This window comes from Pseudomonas cimarronensis (assembly GCF_049331905.1).
In the GTDB taxonomy this organism is placed as follows: domain Bacteria; phylum Pseudomonadota; class Gammaproteobacteria; order Pseudomonadales; family Pseudomonadaceae; genus Aquipseudomonas.
This window is the reverse complement of record NZ_CP186283.1, coordinates 537,709-557,157: the sequence shown is the minus strand read 5'-3', so window position 1 is coordinate 557,157 and position 19,449 is coordinate 537,709. Positions and strand designations below refer to the sequence as shown.

Here is a 19,449-nt window from a genome sequence, read left to right as displayed (position 1 = left end):
CGCAGAGCGCATGACAAACCTCATTATTTTTATTCTGGTCGAGCCAACACCAGAAACTGCCAGTGGCGCGCCGCTGCTGTATGGGCGGGCCATGCCTGCTGGAACCTGCGTGCGTGCAGCCGGATATACCTGCTCAGGCAATCGGCCGCTGTCGGCGAATCTATAGACCATAGCGGGTGTCGCTCCCTGCGGCCAACCTTTGGTGGGAGGTTGATTCGAGCACCCATGGCGGTTCGCGGCCATGGCACTTTGGTCGCAGGTGGGTTAATCCCTAAGGGCCTGTTTCGCGCACTGCCGTAATGCTGTGCAGTAGACCCTAACGCGCCGTCAAAGGCGATGGCGCTGGATAAATCCACGGTCGAGAAAATCCTTCCAGCGGCCATAGAACTGGCCACCGGCACTGTGCCCATGCCAGTCCAGCAGGGCACCGCCATCGCCGGTGGCCAGCAGCGCCAGGCTTCGTCGTTGCGGGTGGTAGCGTTTGAGCGGCAGGCCACGTAACGCGGCGTTGAGGTTGGCCGCCAGCACCGGGCCCTGGCGCACGGCATAGACACCGCTTTTGCGCGCACCGGGCAGGCTGGCGCAGTCGCCGGCGGCGAAGATCGTCGGGTGGGTGTAGCTCTGCAGCGTCGGCGCGATCAAGACAAAGCCCTGCTCATCGCAGCCCAGACCGCTGTGTGCAGGCCAGGCAAAGGCCTTTGCTCCACTGGCCAGCAACAAGCGGTGGCCGCGCCAGACCGGTTCGTCACCGCTGAGCAGGCAGTCGCCTTCGATACGGCTGATCGGGCAATCCTCACGCACCCACACGCTGCGTTGGCGCAGATGGCCGAGGGCGCGCAAGCGCACGCCAGCCGACAAACCATCGAGCAGGTGACCGGCGCAGAACAGCGCCAGCTGCGGCACCTGCCCGGCCAAAGCCAGCGCCAGCTCAACCCCCGCTGCGCCGCCGCCGAGAATTGCCAGAGGCTGTGGTGCGGCCTGCCAGCGTTGCCAACCGGCAAGAAACTCGGCAAAGGGTTTGACCGCCAGCGTCTGCATGGCGTCGCCTTGCTGGGGCGGTGCGCCAACCTGGGCACCGATATTCAGCGACAGCCAGCTGGCATTCAGGGTTCGTCCGTCTGCCAGCTGTACCTGTTGCTGGGCGGCGGACAGGCTTTCCACCGGGCTGACGATCAGCTCGACCTTGGCCGCGCGACACAGTGCCTGCAGTTCGATCTGGCAATCCGCCGCGCTGTGTCGCCCAGCCAGCAGCCCCGGCAGCATGCCCGAGTACCAGGCCACCGGCCCGGCGCTGAGTAATGCGATACGCCCCGGTGGTCGTTCGATCAACGCCCAGCGCCGCAGCACACCAAGGTGGGCATGGCCGGCGCCGAGCAGCAGGAGGTCGTAGTGATGGTTCAAACGCAGGCATCCATGGCTCAAAACGATGTGCCGTTATGCTACGGGCTTGTGCTGTCGTCTGTCAGGGGATGCTGTAACAGCGGCGTGGCGAAATAGCTGTCGGCGGACTCGCCAGTGTTGTCGCTGTCGGCGGCAAACACCACGCCGAGAATTCTGCGCGGGGCGCTGCCAAAGGCGGCGATGGCATCCGCGTTTAGATCACGGCTTTCACTGAGCCATTGCCCCAGCGGCGCTTCCGGGCCGCGCAGCACCTGCATTTCCACCGTTTCGGTATAGGCGCTGCGCGCGTGGGTGCCGGGCGCGGCACGGTTGTCCCAGACGTAGCTGAGGGTCGCCGCCGGCAAATCGGGATCAAAGAAGGCACGCGCCAGGCGCAGCTTCTGCCGGGTGACGAACGAGAGCGAGTCCAGCGGGTAATCCAGCAGCACATAGACCCGCGCCGCGTAGTCGTCGCCCGCGCGGGTGGCGAAGCGCGCCTTGTCCAGCTTCTGCTCGGTGCGCCATTGCCAGCTGAGTTGCCAGGGCTGCTCGCCGGGCAGATCCAGCGGATGCAGCAGACCGCCGGCCGCAGCATCAGCCTGAATTCGCAGCACCGGCTGGCCATCCTGCTCGACCAGGCTGCGCGCGGAGGGTTTGAGCTTGGGAATATCCGCCAGACGCCAGGGCGCCGACCACTCGCCGCCAGGCGGGCCTGCCGTCCAGGGCGTCAGTTGACTCTCGGCCTGGGCCAGCGGCGACAGCATCAGTAGGGCCAGCAGTAACCTGCGCATCAGCTGCGGCGCCAGCTATGGAAGCGTTGCACTAACCGCAGCAGCCCCTGCGGCGCATGGGCGCGCTTCCATTCGCCGGCCGCGTACTTGTTAGCCTCGGCCATGGTCGGGTAGCTGTGGATGGTGCCGAGAATCTTGTTCAGGCCGAGATTATGCTTCATCGCCAGCACGTATTCGGCGAGCAGTTCCCCGGCGTGCTCGCCGACGATGGTCACCCCGAGAATCTGGTCCTTGCCCGGAACGGTGAGCACTTTGACAAAGCCGTGGGCAGCTTCATCGGCGATGGCCCGATCCAGGTCGTCGATACCGTAGCGGGTCACCTCATAGGCGATATTCTGCGCCTTGGCTTCGCCTTCGGAGAGGCCGACGCGGGCGACTTCGGGATCGGTAAAGGTGCAGGCGGGAATCACCCGATAATCCACCTTAAAGCGTTTCAGCGGGCTAAATAGCGCATTCACCGCCGCATACCAGGCCTGGTGCGCCGCCACGTGGGTGAACTGGTACGGCCCGGTGACATCGCCCACCGCATAGATATTGGGGAAGCGTGTCGCCAGATACTCGTCGACCTCCAGGGTGCCGTTGGGTCGCACCGTCAGGCCCAGTTCCTCGACGCCGTAGCCGCTGACATTGGCCACCCGGCCGAGGGCCAGTAGCAGGCCGTCGAAGGCGATGGTCACCTCCTCGCCGGTATCCAGCCGGCGGGCGACCATGCGCTGTTCGCCATCCACCACTTCAAAACGTTCGGCGCGGTGTTGCAGGCGCACATCCACACCGTCGGCGCGCAGGCTGTTCAAGACCAGTTCGCTGGCATCGGCGTCTTCACGCGGCAGCAGGCGCTCGGCCAGCTCCACCTGAATCACCTGGCTGCCGAGGCGCTGGAAGGCCTGGGCCAGCTCGCAGCCAATCGGCCCGCCGCCGAGCACCAGCAGCCAGCGCGGCTGCTCGCGCAGGCTCCAGATGGTATCCGATGTGTAGCTCTGCACCTGCTCCAGGCCGGGAATCTTCGGCACCAGCGGCCGCGCGCCGGCGGCGATGATCAGGTTGCGGCTGGTCAGGGTCTGGCCATTCACTTCCACGCTCCAGGGCGAAAGAATCTTCGCTTCGCCCTGAATCACCTCGACGCCCAGGCCGGTGTAGCGCGCCACCGAATCATGCGGTTCGATATCGGCAATCACTCGCTGAATGCGCTGCATCACGGCCGGAAAATCCACCGTGCCCTGCACGCCGGTAAAGCCCAGCGCCGGGCCCTTTTTCAGTTCATTGGCCAACTTGGCCGAACGCAGCAGCGCCTTGGACGGCACGCAGCCGGTGTTCAGGCAGTCGCCGCCCATCTGGTGTTTTTCGATCAGGCTGACCTTGGCCTTCACCGCCGCTGCGATATAGGCGCTGACCAGGCCGCCTGCACCGGCACCGATCACCAGCAGGTTGCGGTCGAAAGTTTTCGGTTTATGCCAACCGGCATATACCCGCCGTGCCTGGATCAGGCCGAGCAGCTTGCGCGCAATCAGCGGGAACACCCCGAGCAGCACGAAGGCACCGAGCAGCCCCGGCGAGAGGATGCCCGCCAGCGATTCCAGCTGGCCCAGTTCACGCCCGGCGTTCACATACACCAGGGTGCCGGGCAGCATGCCGAGCTGGCTGACCCACCAGTAGGTGCGCGCCGGCAGGCGGGTCAGGCCCATGGCCAGGTTGATCAGAAAGAACGGAAACAGCGGCACCAGGCGCAGGGCAAACAGGTAGAACGCCCCTTCCCGCTCCACACCCTTGTCGATGCCAGCCAGGCGCTGGCCAAAGCGGCTCTGCACCCAGTCGCGCAGCAGAAAACGGCTGCTGAGCATGGCCAGTGTCGCGCCCAGCGTCGAGGCGAAGGACACCAGGATAAACCCCTGTAACAGGCCAAATAGCGCGCCGGCCAGCAATGTCATCAGGGCCGCGCCGGGCAGCGACAAGGCCGTGACCGCAACGTAAGCGAGAAAGAACAGCCCCGCCGCTAGCCAGGGCTGGGCAGCCACCTGAGCATTCAGCGCCGCTTGCTGCGCCTTGAGTGCGTCCAGGTTGAGGTACTGGCCGATATCGAAGACAAAGAAGCTGCCCAGCAGCGCGAGGATCAGGCCCATCAGGGCCAGTTTGCGGCTATTCATCAGTCAGCGCCTCCAGGGCGCAGAGGCTTTGGCACAGGCTAAAACCACCCAGCAGAGCAGTCTCGGGGCGGTCGCTCAGTTGGCCGAGCACCCGTGCACGGTAGGACAACGCCGCCGGGCTATCAGCAGGCCACTGGCGGTCGAAGTCGGCGAGAAAAGCTGTGTGGTCGTAATTCAAAGGCAGCGCTTCGATAAACAGGCCGTCACGCTGGCAACGGTAAAGCGCCGCCGGGTGCGGCGTGCTGGCGATGCGGCTGAGCAGGCCATAGCAACCGCCGGCAAAGTTCGGCAGCCCGGCCGCGCCGTTATTGATCAGCGCGCCGTACTCAAGGTTTGACGCCACTGCCGAGCAGGTATGGCTGGTGGCGAGCACCTGCACGCTGTTCGCGGTAAACCAGGCATCCAGTTGCTGCTGACGCTCCGGTTCGCTGAGCGATTCCCGCGAGCAGCTCCAGCCAGCCAGGGATTGCTCGTCGCCATGGCTGATCGCCACGCGCCGCCCGGCCACACTGACCAGTGCCGTGCTCGGCCGTGACGCCAGGCGTTCGGCCATGCCCGGCAAGCCCTGCACAGTTCGGTTCAATACCTGCTGGATGGCATTGGAACGCTCGACCACCGCGTCATCCACGTCCATCGGGTAGGCGCAGCCGCAGCCGGCTCCGCTGTCATCCGCGCGGCCCAGCTCGGTTTCAACATTGCCGCGCAGGGCCAGGTGGGAACTGAGACCCTGCTCAATCTGCTGGAAAATCTCGGGGTCGCGGTCAAACCAGTGGGCGTCGCCGTTAAACACCACCCGCGCCTTTGGCTCCGCCGCCACGCGCCTTTGCAGAGCGGTCAGGGCCTGGCGATTGCCATACAGGCCGCCGACCACATACAGCGTGTCGCACTCAAATAGCGGCTCACCGCTAAAGGCATTCTTGGCCAGGCGGTAATCCAGTGGGCAATCGCGGCCGGCACGCATCAGGCGTTAACCTGCGGGCGGCGCAGCAACCAGCCAGGCAGCAGATAACCCAACACACAGAGCCCCAGGCCATAAAGGTTGGTACCCAGCAGCAGGGCATATTTACCGTCACCGATGGCCCAATTCTGGGGAATCCAGCCCAGGGTCAGGGCCACACCCAGGCCCAGACCGGTCCAGAAACTCAGGTGAAAGCCCAGGCGAGTGGGTGTGGTCAGGCCATGCAGAACAAACACCGGGGCCAGACCGATGACCATGGTGCCGCTGATGGTGGTGGCCTTGAGGATGTCGGTGCCGGCGATCATCGGCAGGTTGCCGAGCAGGGCGAACACCACCATCACCGCCATGCCGACACCGATGGCTTTCTGCCCGAGGTCGCGGCCAGCCAGTTTCGGCAGCTCGCGCCCGGCCAGTTTGGCCAGGCTGGAAAAGGTCGAATCCAGGGTCGAGCCGGCAGCGGAGACCATCACCACGGTCATCACCAGCAGCGCGCCGATGCCCAGGCTCTTGGCCAGGGCGGCCGGCACATTGTCCGAGGCGGCAACGCCCACCAGCTGCGCATGCACGCCGATCAGGCTAAAGGCGAGGATGGCGATAAAGCCGAGCACCCCGGCAATCACGAAGGAGCGGCGCATGGCCTTTTCTTCGCTGATAAAGCCACGGTCGGTCAGCACCGGATCATGGAAGCCGTAGCTGAAGGCCTGCAGGCCGGCGACCAGCAGCAGGTCGACGCCGGCATTCAGCGCCCAATTGCTGGTGCTGGCCAACTCAGTCGGCGAATGCTGTGGCAGCACCAGACCCAGCACCCAGACCAGAGCAATCACGAAGATCGCCGCTTGCGCCGCATCGGTGAGGATCGAGCTGCGCAGCCCGCCGCGCAGGCTGTAGGCCAGGGTTACGGCGGTAAACAGCAAGGCCGAGGCAATAAACTCGATGCTGCCGGAGTCGCCGTAATAACCGCCGACCACGGCGGTGTTGCTCCACACCTCGTTGAACAGGCGAATCAGAATCGCCGCCGAGAACGCCAGCGCTGCGCCACGGCCGTAGTGGCTGCTGAGAAAGCTCACCAGGCCGGTCGCCGCAAAGCGCCGACGCAGGCGGTAGATGACAAAGCCGGTAAGTGGAATCGACAGCCAGTACATGGCATAGGCCAGGCCGCCGACCAGGCCGTAGGTCGCGCCGAGATTGGCGGCGTTGGTCACCGATTTGGCGAAGATCCAGCTGATAAAGATGCTTGAGGTGATCAACCACGGGCTGGCGCTGCGGCCCTGGTTGTCCTCGCCATTGAAGAAGCCGCCGAGGGTTACGGCGCGTGGCGACAAGGCCAGCATCAGCGCGCCGTAGACCACGAGAAAACCCCAGAAGAACAAGCCGGTCAGACTGGTGGGTTGCATGGATTGATCCTTAGGAGGTTAAAGAGCCGCCGCAGCTGGAACCCTGGCCGGCGGTGCAGGCGTAGCAATGATCGCGGGTCACGATGGAGTTGCCGGCCAGCGTTGCACCGAGCAGGTCGCGCAAGTGCGGTCGATCACGGCCAATCACCTCAGGCAGCGGCAGATCGAGCATCTGGTTGAAATCGCAGTCGTACAGGTAGCCCTGCCAGTCGACGCTGACCAGGCTGCGGCACATCAAAGGTTCGAGGTTTTCCGGGCGGTAGCTGTCGCGCAGCAGCTGCATATAGCCGTTGAACTGGCCTTTGCTGACCAGGGTGCTGCCAAAGCGCGCAATCGGCTGGTTGGTGATGCACAGCAGGTGGTTGAAGACGATGCCGAAGTCCTCGACCAGGTGACGTTTGTAATCGGCCTCCAGCGCCGCTTGTGGTGGCGGCAGGCTCGGGCCTTGCGGGTTGTACACCAGGTTGAGAATCAGACCGCTGCCCGGCTGGCCGTAGCCCAGGGCGTTGAGTTGTTGCAGGCCCTTGATGCTGGCATCGAACACACCATCGCCGCGCTGCTTGTCGACGTTATCGCGCGAGTAACAAGGCAGGGATGCGCTGATTTCTACACCCTGGTCGGCGAGAAACTGCGCCAGGTCCTCATAGCCGGGTTCGCTCAAGATGGTCAGGTTGCAGCGGTCGATCACCCGCAGGCCTTCACGCCGGGCGTGGCTGACGATTTCGCGAAAACGCGGGTGCATTTCCGGCGCGCCGCCGGTGAGGTCAAGGGTGTGCACGGGGTGGGCATCAATCACCTGATGCAGTAGGGCCAGGCTTTCATCGGTCATGGCCTCGGTGCGGGTCGGCCCGGCATTCACATGGCAATGCAGGCAGCGTTGGTTGCAGCGGTAGGTCAGGTTGATCTGCAGCGCTTCCAGCTGGCCCCGGCGGATAGCCGGAAACGCCAGTTGGTCGAGCAGGGGCAGCATGGCATGCACAGTGAACTCCTTATGCGGGCGCGTCTGGGGCGCGGCGTGCTGAGGTGCGTCAGCCCCGGTGTAGCCACTATAGAGAGTGGTCAGCGGTTTTTGTTACGCAAGCGGGTGGAAGAATCTGCTGCAATTAGTTATACAAATCTTATACAAATAATGCAGAATCGACCAATTATTAATCCGATCACAGGAGCTGACCATGCTTGTGCGCCTTACCTATGCCAGCCGTGCCAGCCACAGCGTGTCTGCCGAGCTGATCCGCGAGATTCTCGACAGCTCGCAGCGCAACAACCCTGCCAAGGGCCTCACCGGCATCCTCTGCTGCAACGCGGATATTTTTTTGCAGGCGCTGGAGGGGCCGCGTGCCGAGGTGAATGCCTTGTACAACCGCCTGGCGGATGACAGCCGGCACAAGGATCTGACCATTCTTGACTACGCCGAGATCAGCATGCGCCGCTACAGCAACTGGAGCATGGGCTGGGCCGGGGCCAAACAAGCCAATCGCGAGTTGTTCCTGAAATATTCGGCCAGCGACCGTTTTGATCCATTCAGCATGAGCGCCGAGCAGATTACCGGTCTGCTGCTGGAGCTGAGTGAGACCGTCAGCGCAATCAAATCGCCAGTTCTCAGCTAGAATTCCCGAGCGTCAACTCGCCAGGCCGGCGAGCTGTGTTCACCCTGAGCCTTGGCGCACCTCGCAGTTTATTGAGGCGCCAGGATGCTTCGTCGGTTCAACCTTCCCATCTTGCTCGTGCTGCTCAGCCTGGTGCTGGGCAGCGGCGTTGTGCATGCGGCGCTGCCGATGATGACGCTGCAGGCCGAACAGCTGGTTCAGCCGGTCGACGTGCCGGCCAGCCTGGTACTGGAAGACCCCAGCGGCAACCTGACGGCCGGCGAAGTACAGCAGCTGATCGAGCAGCAGGGCCAACTGGTGCGTGGGGTGCCGCGCATAGGCTATTCGGCCAGTGCCTGGTGGGTGGCCTTCCGCCTCGATGCGCCGGTAGCCGAACGCCTGGATCTGATTATCGACCGGCCTTTTCTCGACGACATCGAGGTCTGGCTGTATGACCGGGAAAACCTCATAGCGCCCTTCTACAGCGGCGATCACCGACCCTTCCTGCAACGCGGCGAACCGACGCCGCATTTCATGCTCAGCCTGCCGCGTCTGGGTCAGGGCCCGCACACGTTATTACTGCGGGTGCAGAGTGGCTCGGCGATCAGCGTGCCGATGCAGCTGGTGGGTGCCGAGCAGAGCCCGCTGCTATTGGCCGAACACTGGATGCGCAGCGGCCTGCTGTTGGGTGCGCTGCTCAGCCTGACGCTGTTCTTCCTGGTCAAATTCAGCACCCTGCGTGAGTCGCAGCTGGTGTGGTTCTGCCTGACCGTGGCCAGCGTGGCGCTGTACAACGCCAGCCTGCACGGCATCACCAGCTTGCTGGGCCTGCAGTGGAACTGGCTGTCGGCCCAACTGGCCAACCTGGCCAACCCCGGCATGCTGATCTTCAGCAGCCTGTTTCTGGCCAGCGCCCTGAAGCTTGAGCTGGGCCGCGTGCGTCACCTGCGCAATGCATTGTTTGCCGCCACCTTGTTGGTGTGTGGCTGGACCATCGTCAGCTATGGCCACTACCGCTCCTACCAGACGCTGAACGTGCTGATCCTGCTCACCGGAGCGTTCCAGCTGTTGCTGCTGATCCTCGGCGTGCGCCAACGCCGGCCGTATGCCATCGGTTACCTGCTGTGCTGGAGCTCAGCGCTGCTGCTGATGCTGCTGGTGCCGCTGGGGCGCAGCGGGGTGATTCCACTGCCGCCGGGCTTCAATTACATGCACGCCTACCTGCCGGTGCTGAGCATGCTGCTGTTTGGCGGCATCCTCGACAAACAGCTGGAGCAGATCCGCCGTGCCCTGCTGCAGAGCAAGGCCCAGGCACTGGGCAATCTGGAACAGTACCAGGCGCTGTTCAGCAGCAGTGGCGAGGGGATTTTCCGCTGCACCCGCAGTGGCACGCTGATTGAGGCCAACCCGAGTTTTGCTGCCCTGCTCGGCCTCGGCCAGGCCGCTCCGGAACTGTCCATGCAGCAGTTGCTCGGGGCCGAGCAATGGGCGGCGCAGGTGGCGCAGCTGCACAACGAACAACCAGCGATCAGCCAGGAATGCCAGATGCAGGGCCTCGATGGGCAGAGCCACTGGGTTTATCTGTCACTGCACCTGCGTCCGACCCAGGACTGCATCGAAGGCATTGTGGTCGACCTCAGCGAGCGCCGTGCCCTGGAGGAACGCCTGCAATACCTGGCCGCGCATGACTCGCTGACTGGACTGCTCAATCGCCGCGAGCTGGAGCGCCTGCTGCGTGAGAGCCTCAAGGGCGAAGGCACGCGGCGTTTCAGTCACTTGCTGAGCCTGGACCTGGATCAGTTCAAGCAGGTCAACGACCTTTGCGGTCACTCGGCGGGCGACCAGCTGCTGCGTCAGCTGTCCAGCCACCTGCGTCACCACCTGCCCCGGCATGCCGAGCTGGCACGTATCGGCGGTGATGAATTCGCCGTGCTGCTGCGTGAGATCAACACCGACGTGGCGATGGAGCACGCGGAAACCCTGCGCCATTGCGTCGAGCAATTCGTCTTCAGCTGGCAGGGTCGACCGTTTCGTGTGCAGGTCAGTATCGGCCTGCTGGAACTCGGCAGCGGCGTCAGCGACTGGGAAACCGCGCTGAACTGGGCCGACAGCGCCAGTCAGCTGGCCAAGCATCTGGGGCGCAACCGCGTGCAGCAGTTCAACCCGGACGACGGTGTGCTGCTCGAGCATCAGCGTCAGTTGCAATGGATCACCCGTCTGCGCGAGGCCATCGACCTTGGCCATTTCGAGCTGTTCTATCAGCCGGTCATGGCCTTGCAGAGTAGCGATGACGGCCTGCGTTACGAGGTGCTGCTGCGTTACCACGACCCGCACAGCGGTGAGTGGATCAGCCCTGGGCAGTTCCTCGGAGCGGCGGAGCGCTATGGTTTTCTCGGCGCCATCGACCGCTGGGTGGTGATGCGCCTGCTGCAATGGCTGGCGGACAACCCACGGCATGTGCAGCAACTGGCCCAGGTCAACTTCAACCTCACCGCCAGCTCGCTGCTCAATGCGCACTTCCATGAAATGCTCCACGGCGAACTGCTGCGGCACAACCTGCCAGCGCACAAACTGTGCATCGAAGTGACCGAGATGGTGGCGCTGGGCGAGCTGGGGGTGTCTGCGCAGTGGATCAAGCAGCTGCGCAGCCTGGGCCTGAAGGTGGCGCTGGACGACTTCGGTAGCGGTTTTGCCTCCTACGCCTACCTGCGCCATCTGCCGCTGGATATCGTCAAGATCGACGGCAGTTTTATCCGCGGTATTGAAAGTGACCCGATCAACCAGGCCATGGTCGGCTCGATGCAGCAGATCGCCAGCCAGCTGGGCCTGAGCACCGTGGCCGAGTTTGTCGAAAGCCCGCAGACGCTTGAGTGCGTACGCAAACTGGGCCTCGACTATGCCCAGGGCTATTGCATCGGCCACCCACAACCGCTGACCCAGCTCAGCGACAGCCCACAGGGCGATGTGCAGATGCAGCTGGTGCTCGAGCGGCGTTGATACACCTCAACCTTTGTTCTCTGCCGCCGAAATATACTCGGATGCCGGCTGTGCCGGATGCTGTCTCCTGCCGTCTTTCTTGGAGTTCTGTGCACCATGTTCGATCGTAAGTGGCGTTTGCGTTGTGAGGTACTGGAGCAGGATGTCAGCCGTCTGGGCCAGGAAAAGGCGGCCCTGCAGCGCGAGCTGGATGAACTGCGCAGCCTGCATCAGCAAAATCAGCAGGAGCGTAACGAGCTCAATGGGGTGAGCCGTTATCAGCATGAGTTGCACGGCAAGCTGAGCCGCTTTGAGGACTCCCTGTCGCAGACCCGTGATGGTGTGGTGGCCCAGGCCGAAAAGTTGAGTCGTGAAGTTGCCAACCTCGAGCAGCACAGCGGGATTTTCCAGCAGACCTCGACGTTGCTCGGCGGCTTTGCGGACTCGCTCAGCAGCATGGCGGTGCAAGGCGTCAGCAGCGTGCAGAGTGTCGACTTGCTGCAACAGCGGGTGGGTGAGATCAGCCGGATCGTCGAACTGATCAAGGCGATTTCCGATCAGACCAACCTGCTGGCCTTGAACGCAGCCATCGAAGCCGCGCGAGCCGGCGAACAGGGCCGAGGCTTTGCCGTGGTGGCTGACGAAGTGCGGGCGCTGGCGCAGCGCACCAGTCAGGCCACCCAGGAAATCAGCACCCTGGTCGGCAGCATCAACCAGGAAACCGACAGTGCCAGCCGCTCCATTGGCAGCCTGTCCAGCGAGGCCACGCGCTTGTCCGGCGATGTATCACGCTCGGCGCAAACCCTGGATGAGATGGTGGTGCTGGGTGAGCACATGAGCCAGCTGATCGAAGGCATCGCCCTCGGCTCGTTCTGTGAGGCGGTCAAGCTCGATCACCTGCTGTTCAAGCTCACGGTCTACCAGCGCCTGTTCCTGCATGACGGCAACACTCAGCTGAGCAGTCACACCAGCTGCCGCCTGGGGCAGTGGTACCAGAGCAGCGACACCACCGCGCGCTATGGCAAGCAGCGCAGCTTCCAGCAGTTGGAGCAGCCGCATCGGGTGGTTCATGACAGCGCTCACGAAGCCCTGCACGCCGCCCAGGCGAAAGAGTGGAGCAAGGTGCTGCGTGCAGTCAGCGATATGGAAAAGGCCAGCATGGAGGTCAACTCGCTGATTTCGGAGTTGGCTGATAGCTGATTCGCGAACGTCACTGAGCGCTTGTGTATCGCAGCGCTGCTGGCCCTGAGGTAAGTCCACTTCTGTTGCTACAGCGCAAGGTTAGTTGCGCTCAGGCTGGGGGAGCCAGTGGCATGCGCTCCAGCAGGTTGAGGTCGAGGCGCAGCATGCGCACACAGCGCTCATCACGCAGCTCTTTCGGCGACTGGTTGCTGCGCAGGCGCAGAGCCTGGCAGACCAGATTGAGCACCAGCGCCTCGCGGCTAAACACGCCGCTGCCAAGGTTGTAGAACGCCGCGATCAGCTCACGCAGGCCAAACGGCAGGCGCCAACGGATGCGCAGCGCCGAGCCGAAGCCGGCGGCGCGTTGTCGGAAGCTGTTGTGGATGTCTTCATCGCGCAGGGTGCCGCCGGCGTCCTGCCAATCCTGCAGGCTGCGCAGCAGGGCCAGTTCACCAATGTTGTGCAGCAGGCCGGCGGTGAAGCACAGCTCAGCATCCAGCTGCAGCTCACTGGCCAGCCAGTGCGCCAGCTCGGCGCTGCGTTGGGCGTTGTCCCAGGCGCTGCTGGCCAGCTCGGCCAGGCGCGGGTCGCTGAGCCGTGCATTACGCTGCACGGCCATGCCCAGTACCAGGTTCAGCGTACGCGCCATGCCCAGGCGCGGCAGTGCCTGACTCAGGGTCTGGCAGGGCGCGCCTTGGTGCTGCGCGGCGCTGTTGGCGGCGGCAATCAGGCGGGCGGTGATCTGCGGGTCACGGGCAAACACCTGTTCCAGTTCACGCAGATCGGTGTCGTCACCGTTCAGGCACTGGCTGACCGAATCCCTGACTGACTCCAGCAGCGGCGCGCCCTGACCCTCTTCACGCACGGCGTCGAGGTAATCCTCCAGGCTGTCGACCAGCAGCGGTGCGTTGGCGTCCGGGGTCGAAACAGACGGATTGCCGAGGATGCCGAGCAGACGCTGACGCAGTTGTTCGGCATTGAAGGGTTTGGCCAGGTAGGCGCTGGGTGCCAACGGCCGCGCGGCGCGCACGCTGTTGGCGTCCAGGCGGCCGCTGATCAGGATAAACGGCAGGGCCGGCGTGCGCGGGTGGCGGCGCAGCTGGCGCAGCAGTTCCAGACCATCCACGGCGGGCAGGTCGCCATCGGCGATCACCAGGCTGGGCAGGCGGCGCTTGCATTTGGCCAATGCGGCTTCGCCGTCGGTGACCTGCAGAATGCGCGCATCCGGCCGCACATCGCGTACCAGTTGCACGAGCAGGTCAGCAGTCCAGGGGTCTGCTTCGGCGATCAGAATCTCCGGAGCCTTGGCCGGGGCAGTCATGGAAACCTCAGGAAAAAGCGTAATGGCAAAATAATGGCGTCATCGTGATGACGGCGCGCAGTCTACCCAGCAACCCGTGAATAACCAGCGCAGGCCGACGAACTGTTGATCACTTCGTCAGGTTTTGCATCATAGCTGAATGAGCCGTACTAGAGCGGCTTGTTTGTCCTACAAAGAGCCTTTGCAAGGGGCTTTGGGCAAGATGGCGTGCAATAAAAAAACCCGCCGAAGCGGGTTTTTTTATTGCAGCGGTCTATCAGGCCAGTTCGTCGAAGCACTCGGCGACGATGGCGAGGCCTTTTTCCAGTTGCGCGTCAGGGATGGTGACGGGCATCAGGAAGCGGATCACGTTGTAGTAGGTGCCGCACGACAGCAGGATCAGGCCTTTCTCGCGGGCGCGGGCGACGATCTTGCCGACCAGGGCAGCTGCCGGCGTGCGCTTCTCGTCGGTCTCGAACAGTTCGATGGCAATCATCGAGCCCAGGCCGCGTACGTCGCCAATCACCTTGTGCTTGGCCTGGATCGCGCGCAGCCCAGCCTTGACCTTCTCGCCCAGTGCCTGCGAGCGCTCCAGCAGTTTTTCTTCGTCGAACACCTTGAGTACGGCCAGGGCTGCTGCGCAGGCAATCGGACTACCGGCATAGGTGCCGCCCAGGCCGCCAGGTGCGATCACGTCCATGATCTCGGCTTTGCCGCACACGCCGGAGATCGGGAAGCCGCCGCCAACGGATTTGGCGAAAGTGGTCAGGTCCGGCACCACACCCAGTTGTTCGGTGGCGAAGAAGGTACCGGTACGGCCTGCGCCGGTTTGCACTTCGTCAGCGATCAGCAGGATGCCGTGCTCGTCGCACAGGGCACGCAGGCGCTGCATAAAGGCCGGAGAGTTGGTGTAGAAACCGCCTTCACCCTGCACCGGCTCGATGATGATCGCGGCGATGTCTTGCGGCTGCGCATCGTTCTTGAAAATGCGCTCGATGCTGGCGATGGACTCGTCCTCGCTCACGCCATGCAGTTCGCACGGCGACTGCGCGCGGTACACGCCGGCCGGCATCAGGCCCATGCCGGCAGAGTACGGTACAACCTTGCCGGTCAGGCTCAGGGTCATCATGGTGCGGCCGTGATAGGCCCCGGTGAAGGCAATCACGCCGGCACGGCCAGTGGCGGCGCGGGCAATCTTCACGGCGTTTTCCACGGCTTCGGAGCCGGAGGTGACCAGCAGGGTCTTCTTGGCAAAGTTGCCCGGTACGCGCTTGGCGATTTCTTCGCACAGCTCGACGTAGGGTTCATAGGCCAGCACCTGGAAGCAGGTGTGCGACAGCTTGGTCAGCTGCTCTTGCACCGCCGCAACCACTTTCGGGTGCAGGTGGCCGGTGTTCAGCACGGCGATGCCGCCGGCGAAGTCGATGTACTCGCGGCCTTCGACGTCCCACACGCTGGCGTTTTCCGCGCGCTCGGCAAAAATCGGGTGGATCTGGCCCACGCCGCGCGGAACGGCAGCGGTGCGGCGTTGCATCAGGGATTCGTTGGTCTTGCTCATGATGTCCTCATTCGCCGGTCAATCTCGGCGTGGTTCAAGGATGTGTCACCGGTGCGGCTTGGCAGTATTCGATGATCGACTGTCACAGTACGCCCGGGCACAGCTATGTCCATATAAACGCAGAAGGCGCAGCGCTCTCGTGCGCCTCTGCGGGGCTACTTCGCCGGGTTAGATGCCCAGGCAGAGGTATTTGATTTCCAGGTAATCCTCAATGCCGTACTTCGAGCCTTCGCGGCCGAGGCCCGAGGCTTTCACGCCGCCGAACGGCGCGACTTCATTGGAGATCAACCCGGTGTTGACGCCGACCATACCGTATTCCAGGGCTTCCGCCACACGGAACACGCGACCCAGGTCACGGGCATAGAAATACGAGGCCAGGCCGAACTCGGTGTCGTTGGACATGGCGATCACTTCGGCCTCGTCCTTGAAGCGGAACAGCGGCGCCAGCGGGCCGAAGGTTTCTTCCTTGGCCACCGCAGCAGTTTTCGGCACGTCGACCAGAATGGTCGGCTCGAAGAAGCTGCCACCCAGGGCGTGCGGCTTGCCGCCGGCGAGCAGACGTGCGCCTTTGCTGACGGCGTCCTCGATGTGTTCCTGAACCTTGGCCATGGCCTTTTCGTCGATCAGCGGGCCAGTGGTGGTGCCTTCATCCAGGCCATTACCGATCTGCAGCTTGGCCACGGCGGCGGCCAGCTTCTCGGCGAAGGCGTCGTACACGCCGTCCTGAATGTACAGGCGGTTGGCGCAGACGCAGGTCTGGCCGTTGTTGCGGTATTTGGAGATCAGCGCGCCTTCGACGGCCTTATCCAGGTCGGCATCGTCGAACACGATAAACGGCGCGTTGCCGCCCAGTTCCAGCGAGACCTTCTTGATGTCCTTGGCGCATTCGGCCATCAACTGGCGACCAATTTCGGTCGAGCCGGTGAAGCTCAGCTTGCGCACGATCGGGTTGCTGGTCAGTTCGCCGCCGACTTCGCCGGCACTGCCGGTGACCACGCTCAATACGCCTTTCGGGATGCCGGCGCGGTGCGCCAGTTCGACCAGGGCCAGGGCGGAGAACGGCGTCTGCGAGGCCGGCTTGATCACCATGGTGCAACCGGCGGCCAGGGCTGGGCCGGCTTTACGGGTGATCATCGCCGCCGGGAAGTTCCACGGGGTAATGGCGGCAGTGACGCCGATTGGCTGTTTAATGACGATCAGGCGCTTGTCCGGCTGGTGGCCTGGGATCACATCGCCATACACGCGCTTGGCTTCTTCGGCGAACCACTCGATAAAGGACGCTGCATAGGCGATCTCGCCCTTGGCTTCGGCCAGCGGCTTGCCCTGTTCCAGGGTCATCAGGCGGCCGAGGTCGTCCTGGTTCTCCATCAGTAGTTCGAACCAGCGGCGCAGCTTGCCCGCACGCTCCTTGGCGGTCAGTGCACGCCAGGCCGGCAGCGCACGGTCGGCGGCCTCAATGGCGCGGCGGGTTTCCGCAGCGCCCATCTTCGGCACGCTGCCAATGATCTCGCCGGTGGCCGGGTTGTTGACCTTGATGGTCTGGCCGTTGTCGGCGTCCAGCCAGGTACCGTCGATATAAGCCTGCTGACGGAACAGCTGGGTGTCTTTCAGTTGCATGGCAGTCTCCTAAATTCCGACACCCTGGCATCGGTACGTGTCATAGAATGCACCGCACGGCGGCACACCTGGGCTTTATCCGTTGGCTCAGGCTGTCAATCGGCGGGGAAGTGCAAGCCGCATAGGATTTTCAGCAAGAGCGTTTGAAATCTCAAACGAATCCTAGGGTCAAGAGGGGTAAAGGGCAAGAGCATGTTCGAAAAAATTAACGCAATGATGCGTTTATTCAAGGCCCTTATAGGCATAGACCGCTGCAGTGAGTGTTGCGTGCAGAATCGCGAACAAGGCAGCGGCATGGACGCCCGCCAGTGAGATGCGTATGATTGCGCCCGCGCTGCACCAGTAGCTCAGCTGGATAGAGTACTGCCCTCCGAAGGCAGGGGTCGTGGGTTCGAATCCCGCCTGGTGCGCCATCTTCAAAGCAAAAAGCCCCGGATGAAAATCCGGGGCTTTTTTGTGCCTGTTGCTCAGTCTGTTCAGGCTGAATCTATTGAGCCTGCGCGACAGCGTTGTTGACTGGTCGCCAGCCAGCAAAGCGGTCGGGCCGTAGCGCTTAGGGTGCGCCGGCCAGTGAGCGCTTGATGTCATCCGCCAGTTCTCCGGCCACTTCATCGATGTTGCGATTCAGCGCCCGGCGCTCCAGCAGGAATTTGGCTGCCGCGAGCTGAGGGTTGCGGGTGAGCAGCGCCCCAGGCAGGCGCCCGGAGCGGTCCTGGGCGGACAGTTGCTGCACCTCTCCCGCTGCCAGGTCACTGATCCACACCTGCGCCTCGACCGCACTGGCGCCTGCGCCAAAACCAACGGCTGTACGCACCAGGCGCCGGCCGGCCTGGCTCGCCACCTGCCCCTGAACCAGCCAGCCGCTTTCCGGCAAAGCGGCCTGGTCATTGAGCGGTTGCACCTTAACCTGGCGCGCCAGCAGGGCCTGCTGCAAGGCATCGTCCAGCTGCGCCGCGCGTTCACGCTGCTGGCTGTCGCTTGGGTTCTCCACCGCGAAAGGGCTCAGGAAGAGGGTTTTCTGGGGTTCGATGGCGGTGGCGGTGATCGGCAGCAACAAGGCGAATACAGCGGACAGGATCGGACGCATGGCAGGCCGTGATAGTCGGGTCGGAGTTGCGACGCTAGAGCAAGCGGACTCAACTGTCGAGTCGCCGCCGGCGAAGTGCCGGCTGAGCGGGCTGGGCGGCGTTCTGAGATGTGCGCTCAGGGAGTGAACACCTCAGAGGCCATCAGGAATCATCAGGCCTTTGCGCCGATAGGCGTCAATATCGATGCCAAACGCCCCGCTGCTATGCACCTCGTGAATGCGATAGGGCTTTCCTGCTGCATCCCGCACGGCCTGGGTCAGGTCGATGATGCTTTCCTTGCACGGCTGCTTCTCTGCATCCAGCACCCGTAGCACCCTGGGTTTGAGTTTGCTCGCCGGTGCGCAGCCAATAATGATGCCGACTTCACCGGTGTTCAGTTCGACAATTTCACCCGGTGGATAGATGCCGATCAGGCGAATGAAACACCCGACGATTTCTTCATCGAAATGGCTGTTGGCGGCATCAAACAGGATGCGCAGCGACTCCAGGCTGGATTTGCCCTTGCTGTAAATGCGATCACTGTTGATCGCGTCATAGCTGTCGGCCACGGCGATGATTTTCGCGAAGTATGGGATCTTGCTGGCATCCAGGCCGCGCGGGTAGCCCTTGCCATCCAGGCGTTCGTGGTGCGAGTAGGCCACGTCAACGGTGGCGGGGGTGATCTGCTGATTGCTCATCAACAGCTTGCGCCCTTCGGCCGCATGGCTCTGCATGATGCGCAGTTCATCGGGGGTCAGCGCGCCGGGCTTGTTGAGGATCTCGCTGGGCACCTTGATCTTGCCGACATCGTGGAGCATGCCGCAGACGCCGATCTGCTCCAGTTGATAAGCCGGCAGGCCGAGTTCCTTACCCAGGGCAATCGATAGGATGGAGACCCGCAGCGAGTGCTCGGCGGTGTAATCATCACTGTTCTTGATGCGCGCCAGCCAGAGCATGGCTGCCGGGTTGCGCAGGATGCTGTCGACGCAGTCTTTGATCACCGCCTTGACGGCACCAACATCCAGTTCCTGCCCCATTTTTACGGCTTGCAGAATACGCAGCGACTCCTCGCGTGCCGCATGCCAGGTGGGCGCGGCGTGCTGCATTTCCAGGTTGAATTCGACCTTGGCAATCACCGGCTGCAGGTTGTCAGGTTGCGCCAGGTTCTCAGCCAGTTGATTGAGCATGCCGATTGAGCGGTGGGCATCGACCCAGACATAGCTGCAGGCTTCCTGCAGTAGACGGATTTCCTGCTGCTGACGTATGCGAAAGCCTTGAAAGAGAAAGGATGTGTCCGTCCATGGCCGATCCAGCTCTACCACATACATGCCGATGGTCAGCTGCGCTGTCTCGACTTTGATGCGGTCTGTGTGTGAATCAGCAGCCATAAGTGCTCTCCGCAGGGAGCAGGAAAATTGAGTGGCTATTAGCTGCTCCCGGTGAGGGCTGCGACAAATTGCATTTGCCTATGGCCGGGATCAACAGGCTCGGGATGAGCC

At 63.1% G+C, this 19,449-nt stretch carries 14 protein-coding genes, 1 tRNA gene and 1 pseudogene; 5 read left to right on the top strand and 11 right to left on the bottom strand.

All coding sequences use genetic code 11. The features are described from left to right. Positions 1 to 327: 327 nt before the first annotated feature. Genes ACOCLD_RS02640 through arsS form a run of 6 tightly spaced genes read right to left on the bottom strand, consistent with a single transcriptional unit; the run spans position 328 to position 7,634 of the window. Positions 328 to 1,401, bottom strand: a complete 1,074-nt coding sequence (locus ACOCLD_RS02640) for an FAD-dependent oxidoreductase (RefSeq protein WP_422910740.1) — start codon at positions 1,399 to 1,401, stop codon at positions 328 to 330. 38 nt (positions 1,402 to 1,439) lie between these two features. Next, positions 1,440 to 2,171, bottom strand: coding sequence for a DUF3047 domain-containing protein (locus tag ACOCLD_RS02635; RefSeq protein ID WP_422910739.1), 732 nt, complete (start codon positions 2,169 to 2,171; stop codon positions 1,440 to 1,442). Then, on the bottom strand, positions 2,171 to 4,312 hold the full coding sequence (locus tag ACOCLD_RS02630) for an FAD-dependent oxidoreductase (protein ID WP_422910738.1): 2,142 nt from the start codon (positions 4,310 to 4,312) through the stop codon (positions 2,171 to 2,173). Before ACOCLD_RS02630 ends, ACOCLD_RS02635 begins: the two co-directional genes overlap by 1 nt. Continuing rightward, a complete protein-coding gene (locus tag ACOCLD_RS02625; protein WP_422910737.1) occupies positions 4,305 to 5,273 on the bottom strand; it encodes a hypothetical protein in 969 nt (322 codons plus the stop codon). Before ACOCLD_RS02625 ends, ACOCLD_RS02630 begins: the two co-directional genes overlap by 8 nt. Continuing rightward, the gene (locus ACOCLD_RS02620) at positions 5,273 to 6,664 is read right to left on the bottom strand and encodes a sodium:solute symporter family transporter (RefSeq protein WP_422910736.1); all 1,392 of its coding nucleotides are present in this window, start codon (positions 6,662 to 6,664) and stop codon (positions 5,273 to 5,275) included. The genes ACOCLD_RS02625 and ACOCLD_RS02620 overlap by 1 nt, the downstream gene beginning before the upstream one ends. A 10-nt stretch (positions 6,665 to 6,674) precedes the next feature. Further along, positions 6,675 to 7,634 carry an arsenosugar biosynthesis radical SAM (seleno)protein ArsS gene (gene arsS, locus ACOCLD_RS02615; RefSeq protein WP_422911751.1) on the bottom strand — a complete coding sequence of 320 codons (960 nt, stop codon included), beginning with the start codon at positions 7,632 to 7,634 and terminating at the stop codon, positions 6,675 to 6,677. Between the two features lie 202 nt (positions 7,635 to 7,836). Here arsS and ACOCLD_RS02610 point away from each other — a divergent pair, with 202 nt between their 5' ends. The 4 genes and pseudogenes from ACOCLD_RS02610 to ACOCLD_RS02595 all read left to right on the top strand — a co-directional run bounded on the left by ACOCLD_RS02610 (position 7,837) and on the right by ACOCLD_RS02595 (position 12,426). Beyond that, complete coding sequence (locus ACOCLD_RS02610; RefSeq protein WP_233685702.1) at positions 7,837 to 8,271, top strand: BLUF domain-containing protein; 435 nt, start codon at positions 7,837 to 7,839, stop codon at positions 8,269 to 8,271. Positions 8,272 to 8,355: 84 nt separating this feature from the next. Then, positions 8,356 to 11,247 (top strand): EAL domain-containing protein, encoded by a 2,892-nt coding sequence (locus ACOCLD_RS02605; RefSeq protein ID WP_422910735.1) that lies wholly within the window; start codon positions 8,356 to 8,358, stop codon positions 11,245 to 11,247. Positions 11,248 to 11,760: 513 nt separating this feature from the next. Beyond that, positions 11,761 to 12,033: pseudogene (locus tag ACOCLD_RS02600) on the top strand (methyl-accepting chemotaxis protein); the annotation flags it as partial. Between the two features lie 6 nt (positions 12,034 to 12,039). After that, positions 12,040 to 12,426 carry a CZB domain-containing protein gene (locus ACOCLD_RS02595; RefSeq protein ID WP_422911750.1) on the top strand — a complete coding sequence of 129 codons (387 nt, stop codon included), beginning with the start codon at positions 12,040 to 12,042 and terminating at the stop codon, positions 12,424 to 12,426. A gap of 91 nt (positions 12,427 to 12,517) precedes the next feature. On the opposite strand, the gene ACOCLD_RS02590 is transcribed toward ACOCLD_RS02595, so the two are convergent. From ACOCLD_RS02590 to gabD, 3 genes are all read right to left on the bottom strand, one after another. Continuing rightward, positions 12,518 to 13,729, bottom strand: coding sequence for an HDOD domain-containing protein (locus ACOCLD_RS02590; RefSeq protein ID WP_422910734.1), 1,212 nt, complete (start codon positions 13,727 to 13,729; stop codon positions 12,518 to 12,520). A gap of 256 nt (positions 13,730 to 13,985) precedes the next feature. After that, positions 13,986 to 15,266 (bottom strand): 4-aminobutyrate--2-oxoglutarate transaminase, encoded by a 1,281-nt coding sequence (gene gabT, locus ACOCLD_RS02585; RefSeq protein WP_160086448.1) that lies wholly within the window; start codon positions 15,264 to 15,266, stop codon positions 13,986 to 13,988. Between the two features lie 168 nt (positions 15,267 to 15,434). Then, positions 15,435 to 16,883: an NADP-dependent succinate-semialdehyde dehydrogenase gene (gene gabD / locus ACOCLD_RS02580; RefSeq protein WP_233685695.1), complete on the bottom strand. Its 1,449-nt coding sequence runs from the start codon at positions 16,881 to 16,883 to the stop codon at positions 15,435 to 15,437. 336 nt (positions 16,884 to 17,219) lie between these two features. On the opposite strand from gabD, the gene ACOCLD_RS02575 reads away from it, so the two are divergent. After that, a tRNA-Arg gene (locus tag ACOCLD_RS02575) sits at positions 17,220 to 17,296 on the top strand. Positions 17,297 to 17,436: 140 nt separating this feature from the next. Here ACOCLD_RS02575 and ACOCLD_RS02570 read toward each other — a convergent pair. Continuing rightward, positions 17,437 to 17,970: a DUF4410 domain-containing protein gene (locus ACOCLD_RS02570; RefSeq protein ID WP_422910733.1), complete on the bottom strand. Its 534-nt coding sequence runs from the start codon at positions 17,968 to 17,970 to the stop codon at positions 17,437 to 17,439. 132 nt (positions 17,971 to 18,102) lie between these two features. Next, on the bottom strand, positions 18,103 to 19,338 hold the full coding sequence (locus ACOCLD_RS02565; protein ID WP_422910732.1) for an HD-GYP domain-containing protein: 1,236 nt from the start codon (positions 19,336 to 19,338) through the stop codon (positions 18,103 to 18,105). Between the last annotated feature and the right edge of the window lie 111 nt (positions 19,339 to 19,449).